We start from the raw sequence: 7,224 nt of genomic DNA, 5'->3' as shown, positions 1-7,224 counted from the left end.
ACATCCTCGACCGCCAGCACGGCCTGCACACGTTCCACCGCGCGACCCCGCTTTTGAGCGCGCGCGACATCTTCCCAACGGAAGCGGTTCAGCAGAATGGCAAAGCGTCGCGCTTTGCGGTCCCAGCGCATTTCAGCGGAAGGAAAGACCGCGTCCTGCACCAGCGAGGACAGGACCTGCAAGTCCTCGGTATCCAGCGCCTTCAGCCGCAGCGGCGTCTCGCGCCCGTCCTCGAAGGTGGCGTCTTCGGTCATGCCGACACCCGCGCGATCCGCGCGCCGACCGCACCCAGCTTTTGCTCGATATGCTCATACCCGCGGTCGAGGTGGTAGATGCGGCTGACCACCGTTTCACCTTCCGCCGCCAGCCCCGCAAGGATCAGCGAGACCGAGGCCCGCAGGTCGGTCGCCATCACCGGCGCGCCCTTCAGGCGGTCCACCCCGTGCACCGTCGCGACACCGCCATGCACCTCGATATTCGCGCCCATCCGGATCAGTTCGGGGGCATGCATGAAACGGTTCTCGAAGATGCGTTCCTCCAGCACCGATGTGCCCTCTGCGGTGCAGAGCATCGCCATCATCTGCGCCTGCAGATCGGTCGGAAAGCCGGGGAAGACCTCGGTCACGACATTGACCGCATGGGGGCGCCCGTTCTTGCGGGCGACCTTCAGGCCTGCCGCTGTTTCGGTCACGGACACACCGGCCTCGTCCAGTTTTTCCGCGAAAGAGGCGACAAGGTCCAGCCGCCCGCCGAGACACTCGACCTCGCCACCGGCGAAGACAGGGGCCAGCATATAGGTGCCCAGCTCGATCCGGTCGGTCACGACGCGGTGCGTCGCAGCCCCCAGCCGGTCCACGCCCTGAATTTCGATGCGGGACGTGCCTTCGCCTGCGATCTGCGCGCCCATCGCCTTCAGGCAAGTCGCCAGATCCACGATCTCGGGTTCGCGCGCGGCGTTCTCGATCACGGTTGTGCCCTTGGCCAGCGTGGCCGCCATCAGCACATTCTCTGTCGCCCCGACCGAGGCAAAGCGCAGCGGCACCACCGCCCCTTTCAACCCGCCCTTGGCAATGGCGTGCAGATACCCGTCACGCAGTTCGATCTCGGCCCCCATCGCCTCGAGCGCCGTGACATGGATATCCATCGGCCGCGCGCCGATGGCACAGCCCCCGGGCAGCGACACCTCGGCGCGGTGATGGCGCGCCAGAAGTGGGCCCAGCACAAGGTTCGAGGCGCGCATCTTGCGCACGATGTCATAGTCGGCACGGGTGTTGGTCGCATGATGCGAGGACAGGACCTGCACCTTGCCGTCCTGCAGGGCCGTCACCTCGACCCCGAGCGACCGCAACAGGGCGGTCATTGTCTTGATATCCGACAGGCGCGGCGTGTTGGTCAGCGTCAGCGGCTCTTCCGACAGCAGCGTTGCGGGCATCAGCGCAAGCGCCGCGTTCTTGGCGCCCGCAATCGGTATCTGCCCCGACAGCGCCGCGCCGCCCTTGACCACGATGGAATCCATGCTTGCCTACTCTTTCTTGTCCGCCGCACCCTTGCGGGCGCGGGCCTGTGCCTTGCGTTTTGCCATATTGGCCTTCAACGCCGCCTTGAGCCTGTCTTCACGGGTCTCGGGCGCCTTTGCGGGCTTTGCTTTGACGTCTTTGTCGCTCATGGGGGCGGTCTTAGCAACATGGGCAAAAACCGTCCAGAGAGGGCTTGCACCGAACCGCGATTGCGTCTAATCCCCGCGCACGTGCTGTGGTAGCTCAGTGGCAGAGCACACCCTTGGTAAGGGTGAGGTCGAGAGTTCAATCCTCTCTCACAGCACCATCTCTCCTGCTTTTCAGATCGTCGAACGCGATTGTCAGGGCCTTGTCCACGGCTTTGGCCAGTCTCGGCAGGTTTTCGTTGTCCACGATCGAACCATGCGAGCCGCGGCTGACCACCACGCCCAACACCTCTGTGACAAGATGCCAGCCATGGTCACCGTAAGACCCTGCCATCCGGTAGACAGCCTCGGGCATCAGATAGGGGCGTGCGCGCACGACCACGACGGGGACCGGTGCGGGAGAAGGCACATATCGCCGGGTTGCCAGCGTCTGGGCGATATAGAACTCCATCAGCGGATCATCGAGGCTGATCCAGTGGGGAACCTCGATGCCATGTGGATCGCCCGGTATGTGAGGGGTCGGCGGCTTTGGCGCGAACCGCTTTCTGAAGCGTTGCGGCAAACGGTTCCACAGATGCCGCAAGCCTGCTGCCGGCCAAGTCCAGAATAACTTCTTGGCTCCGGCAAGTTCGCGGCGAACGAACCGCCGCAACTTACGGGGAAGTGCAGCGATGAATTGTTCACTGCGGGCGGCCATCCGCGTAAGCAGCGGATCGGGCAACTGTGACGCAAGCTGCCGCAGTTGGGTATCGATCATCACCACGGTCGGTCGCTTGCCCTGATCTGCCAGTCTCCGTGCGATCTCGAAGGCAATCACGCCGCCCACGGAATAGCCGATAAGCACAGGTTCCTGCTCGGCATCGTCAACCGCTGCGGTCATCCGTTCGGCCAGATGCTCAAGCGACGGACAGGCCATTTTGCCACCCGCGAAGACCGGATAGAGGATCCCGCGCATATGCCATTTGTGCCGGAGTGCCTTGCCGAGAGGGCGCAGGTGAAGCACATGACCCGCCAGACCGGTCAGGATGTAAACCTTTCGCGCCCCATTTTCTGCGCGGGTCAGGTCTTTGATCAGTCTTGAGGCCTGCAAGGTATCTCAGGCGCTCTGGCGCTTTGCTTCGACCATGGCGATCAGACTGGCAATCGACTCCTGCTCCATCACCTCGTCATCATCGACCTCGATGGCGAACACTTCTTCGATGCGCATGATGATCTCGAAGCGCTTGAGGCTGGTCAAATTCAGCGTGTCGAGGGCGATGTCACCACCTGCCCGCAGCCCGTCAAGCACGTCTTCGGCAATTGCGCCGTCACTGGCCGCTGCCAGCGCATCTACTACAACAGATCTCGCGTTTGCCATCGGATCATCTCACCTCAATTTGAAATTCTTCGGGAATGTCGAAAACGTCATCTCGGCGAAGACTGTAAGCAAGGATGCGCACATCGGGCGCGTGGGCGTCAAGAACCTCGACCAGTCGGCGCCAGAGTTTCAGCGACATTTGACGCCCGATACAGGTATGCGCGCCAAAGCCGAAAAAGCGGATGCGTTCGTGGGTCTTGTCGGAGTCGTTGAAAGACTTCAATTCCGCTTTCACCTGATGACCAGCCGGACATAGCTTGCCGTCGATCACATGGTCCCGGATCACTTCGCGCGGGATGCGCGGCACACCGGTGCGCGGCGGGGCTGTCGGGTCGGCAGAATTCGGGGCCCCTTCGAAATAGGCATGCAGGCTCTGCCCCAGTGTGCCGCGCAAGGCGTCCGTCCCGAGAATGGCAAGGACCATGCGATCGGCAATCTCGTCTGCACCAAGATGCGGGAGTGCTCGTGCCAGATGCTGCCGCAAGGCGCCCATCTCGGTATTCAGGCGCTTGCGCTTGGCAATTCCGATCGTCGCGCTGAGCGCGCGCGGGATCATGCTGTCCGGTGCGATGGCAGGCGCGGCGCCGATGTTTGCTTTCATGAAGCCCTCGCTCAAGGGGATGATGAATTCGGCAAGGACATCGTGCCGCCCGGGCTGCAAAAGTGCATCGATGAGGGCGGGCAATTCGGCTTCGATGAATGCCCCGGTCTGTGGTGCTGCCTCTGCAACAATGCGGGCAAGGCGCTGGCGCGCGGCGGCATGGTCCTCACCGCGCAGGGAAAGGGGCACTGCGCGAAAGGCGGAGACAATCTCGGAAACGTCGATCCCTGTATACTGGCCAATGTAGTGATGCCCGTCTCCGAAGCGAACGACGTCGAAGTCAGGGTCCCGCAAGACCTTCGCAATCCCGTCGAAGTCCAGAACGTGGGTGGTTTCGGTCATTGGCGGTCCCATCCTATCCGCTGACCCTAGCCGTATGCGCCACTGGGCTGCAACCGCTACGGGACGTGGGCCGCATCACATCAGAACGACGACTGGAGCGTCAGGCTGGCCCCCAGTGTTGTGCTGTCGAAACGGCTGACATTGCTTTCCGTCTTTTGCGCCTCGATCCGCAGACCCGGGATGAAGCCTGCGAACTCCGCTTCGGGAAACCCGATCGAGAGATTGGCCGAGACCGTCTCGTCCTGGCGACCGCCCATCACCGGCAGAAGCAGCCGGTAGGACGGGTAGTCAACCCAGCGGATACCGGCCCCGACCGCAAGCGTCACCGGCCCGACAGGTTCCGCCCAGCGGTAGCCCAGCCGCAAGGCATGTTCCAGCGAGGTGTAGTTGTCATTGTCGCCAATGCTGTCGGTCACGCTGTAAGAGGCGGTGACCGTATCGCCGCTGGCCAGCGCATGGCCCAGGGCGACATCGGCACGCCGCCTGTCGACTTCACCGATACTGGTCTCTTCATAGGTGATGAGATCGCGCGAGAGGCTGAGTTGCAGCGAGGTGCTCTCGTTGACAGCATGGCGATACTCGGCCGAGATCCCCGCGACGTCATAAGACCGTCCCTCGGTCGTGGCTTCGGACAGGTCCAGATCGCGGTAATTGTAGCGGCCATAGGTCAGCCCCAGCCCCAAGGCACCGCCCCAAAGGGCGCGGTCATGGCGCAGAAAGACCCGGGCCGAGCTGGTGTCGAAAGCCTCGTTCGGGACCTCCGTCTCTTCCGTGATCCAGACGCGCCCGATCTGCAGGCCCGCGCCGATGGTCGTGCGGCTGACCTCGGACGCCTGGATCCGGTAGGCGGTCGTCACCCCGATGCCGCCGCGCCAGCCTGCAAGGTTCTGCGCGTCTTCCGACAAGATCCCTTCGGGATTGCCCGGCGCGCTGGACACCTCGTCCTCGGCACCGCCGTTGACGTTGTTCGACGGGGCAAGCGCAAGGGACAGTTGCGTCGACCATGGGTTGCGCTGGTTGACCAGCCGCGCATCCTGCAGGGTGCGGGCGCGTTCGGTCTCGTCCGGGGCCGAGATCAGGGCAAGCCGCAGCCAAAGCGATGCCGTGGTGAACCGGTCCTGATTGTTGGCGGCAAGGGCGGTCAGACGCGCGGCCTCATAGCGTTGCGCGGGCGTTTGCGACAGGCGCCAGGCGCGCGCACCGGCGGCATAACCGCGTGCAGGGTCCCCGACCCGTGGTGCTGCGGCCGCCACGATGATCAAGGCACCGCGGTCGTCGGGCCGGGCTTGCAGGATGGCATCGGCGATCTGAAGTGCCAGCGCCGCATCACCCGCCATCAAGGCGCGTGCGGCAACCGGCGTTGCTTGCGCAATCGGGATATCGACCGTGTTTTGTGTTTGCGCCGCCGTCGCCCAACAGGCAACGGCGGCTAGGCTTGCAAGATACCTGACCATGTCCTTGAAGGTCGCGTCAGTCACGGTCGAGCACGAAAATCCCGTATTCCTTCTCGTTTCCGTCAGCATTTACTTCAAGCGCCGTGCCTGCAAGGAACCCTTCCCCAAGATTGAGGATCCCGCCCATTGATGTCGCCCCCGCTCCACCAAAGGCCCCGGAATAGTTTCCGAAACCGTTTTGCTCGATATCTTCGACAGTGCCGGCGAAGGTTCCATCGGCAAAGATCGTGCCAGGCACCAAAATCACATCGATGAGATCGATGCCGCCGCCAAGCTCCAATACGCGGTTGTAGATGCCGCCGTTCAGCGCCCCGGACCGGAAATCGGCGATGACGAAGGCGTCACCCGTGACGATCGACGGGGTCCCGGCGGTCGATCCGTCCAGACCGGGGACGCCGCCATGGGCCGGGGGACCGAAGTTGACGAGACCCGCATAGCTGCCCGAATAGCGCTGGTTGCCTGCATCGACTGCGCCCGGTGCGGTCGCCGCCGGTGCCGAGAAATTGGCTTGCTCGATCATCGCGCCGCCGAAGAAGCGATTGAACTGCCCGCCGTCCTGCGCAACGACACCCGTGATGCGGCCGTCAGAGGATGTCGCGGCAAGTGCCAGGAAGCTGCGGCCGTTGGTGCCCTCTTGACGTTCGAAGAGAGCGTATCCATTCGACAGTGTTTCCACGTATTGGTAGACTTGGTTCACCTGATTGCCGTCCAGTGTCAGCTGGACTGTCAGCTCTGGCGTGCCGCCGTCGTCAAATGAAGCGGCATCCAGATCGCCGACACGCGTCGCGCTGCCTCCTGTGATCGGAGGATCCGTTGGATCGGGGTTTGTCGGATCACCGACATTCGTCGACCGCTCATCACAGGCTGCCAGCGCGAGGATCATCGCGCCCAATACCAAAAACTTGTTCATCTATTGCTCCTTTTGGGAAATCTGCCCCGTTTTCTTGAGAAATTCGCGGCGCAACCAATTCTTGTCAATGAATAATAGGCGCCTTCGGCACAGGTTAGCCCAAAGGTTGATGGTTTTGTCACAGCACCGCTTTTCCTATAGTGGCGCGACTCATCACCAAAGGCGGACCATCCCATGCCCACGACCCCCGACCAGCAGGCCGAAATCAACGCACTGCGCCAGCAGCCGCAGCCCACCTTGCGCAGCGTCGCACCGGGGATGGAGGCGCACCTTTACACCGCCTATCCGGTCCTCGATCACGGGTTCATCCGGGTGATCGACTACATGGGCGACGACGCCGCCATCTGTCAGGCCGCCCGCGTCAGCTACGGCAAGGGGACCAAATCCGTCCAGAACGACGAGGGGCTGATCCGCTACCTGATGCGGCACTGGCATTCGACCCCCTTCGAGATGTGCGAGATCAAGCTGCACGTCAAACTGCCCGTCTTCGTCGCCCGCCAGTGGATCCGCCACCGCACCGCCAACGTCAACGAATACTCGGCCCGCTATTCGATCCTCGATCGTGAGTTCTACATCCCCGCCCCCGAACACCTCGCCGCGCAATCGGTGATCAACAATCAGGGCAGGGGCGAGGCGCTGTCGGGCGAGGAAGCCGCCCGCGTGCTGGCCTACCTCAAGGACGACGCCACCCGCGCCTATGACCACTACGAGGAAATGATCGGGCAAGAAGGGCAACAGGGCCTCGCCCGCGAACTCGCCCGCATGAACCTGCCCGCCAATATCTACACCCAATGGTACTGGAAGGTGGACCTGCACAACCTCTTCCACTTCCTGCGGCTGCGGGCCGACGCCCACGCCCAATACGAAATCCGCGTCTACGCCGAAGAGATCTGCAAA

9 protein-coding genes and 1 tRNA gene are annotated in these 7,224 nt (G+C 62.9%); 2 read left to right on the top strand and 8 right to left on the bottom strand.

Going from position 1 to position 7,224, the window contains the following annotated elements; genetic code table 11:
- From V7N12_RS13070 to V7N12_RS13060, 3 genes are all read right to left on the bottom strand, one after another.
- The coding region (locus V7N12_RS13070; RefSeq protein WP_333715061.1) for a DUF2948 family protein at positions 1-254 on the bottom strand (254 nt) is incomplete at its 3' end.
- The gene (gene murA, locus V7N12_RS13065) at positions 251-1,516 is read right to left on the bottom strand and encodes a UDP-N-acetylglucosamine 1-carboxyvinyltransferase (RefSeq protein WP_333715060.1); all 1,266 of its coding nucleotides are present in this window, start codon (positions 1,514-1,516) and stop codon (positions 251-253) included. The genes V7N12_RS13070 and murA, both read right to left, overlap by 4 nt.
- 6 nt (positions 1,517-1,522) lie before the next feature.
- Complete coding sequence (locus tag V7N12_RS13060; protein WP_333715059.1) at positions 1,523-1,666, bottom strand: hypothetical protein; 144 nt, start codon at positions 1,664-1,666, stop codon at positions 1,523-1,525.
- Between the two features lie 83 nt (positions 1,667-1,749).
- On the opposite strand from V7N12_RS13060, the gene V7N12_RS13055 reads away from it, so the two are divergent.
- Positions 1,750-1,824: transfer RNA gene (locus tag V7N12_RS13055), tRNA-Thr, on the top strand.
- On the opposite strand, the gene V7N12_RS13050 is transcribed toward V7N12_RS13055, so the two are convergent.
- From V7N12_RS13050 to V7N12_RS13030, 5 genes are all read right to left on the bottom strand, one after another.
- Positions 1,803-2,666, bottom strand: coding sequence for an alpha/beta fold hydrolase (locus V7N12_RS13050; RefSeq protein WP_333715058.1), 864 nt, complete (start codon positions 2,664-2,666; stop codon positions 1,803-1,805). The genes V7N12_RS13055 and V7N12_RS13050 overlap by 22 nt on opposite strands.
- A gap of 93 nt (positions 2,667-2,759) precedes the next feature.
- Positions 2,760-3,020, bottom strand: a complete 261-nt coding sequence (locus tag V7N12_RS13045; protein ID WP_333715057.1) for an acyl carrier protein — start codon at positions 3,018-3,020, stop codon at positions 2,760-2,762.
- A gap of 4 nt (positions 3,021-3,024) precedes the next feature.
- Positions 3,025-3,963, bottom strand: coding sequence for a hypothetical protein (locus V7N12_RS13040; RefSeq protein WP_333715056.1), 939 nt, complete (start codon positions 3,961-3,963; stop codon positions 3,025-3,027).
- A gap of 80 nt (positions 3,964-4,043) precedes the next feature.
- Positions 4,044-5,417 carry a surface lipoprotein assembly modifier gene (locus V7N12_RS13035; RefSeq protein WP_333715055.1) on the bottom strand — a complete coding sequence of 458 codons (1,374 nt, stop codon included), beginning with the start codon at positions 5,415-5,417 and terminating at the stop codon, positions 4,044-4,046.
- 16 nt (positions 5,418-5,433) lie between these two features.
- Positions 5,434-6,327 carry a hypothetical protein gene (locus V7N12_RS13030; protein WP_333715054.1) on the bottom strand — a complete coding sequence of 298 codons (894 nt, stop codon included), beginning with the start codon at positions 6,325-6,327 and terminating at the stop codon, positions 5,434-5,436.
- Between the two features lie 174 nt (positions 6,328-6,501).
- Here V7N12_RS13030 and thyX point away from each other — a divergent pair.
- On the top strand, positions 6,502-7,224 hold a 723-nt coding region (thyX, locus tag V7N12_RS13025; protein ID WP_333715053.1), incomplete at its 3' end, for an FAD-dependent thymidylate synthase.

The organism is Yoonia sp., assembly GCF_036770585.1.
Lineage (GTDB): Bacteria > Pseudomonadota > Alphaproteobacteria > Rhodobacterales > Rhodobacteraceae > Yoonia.
This window is presented reverse-complemented; position numbering and strand designations above follow the sequence as displayed.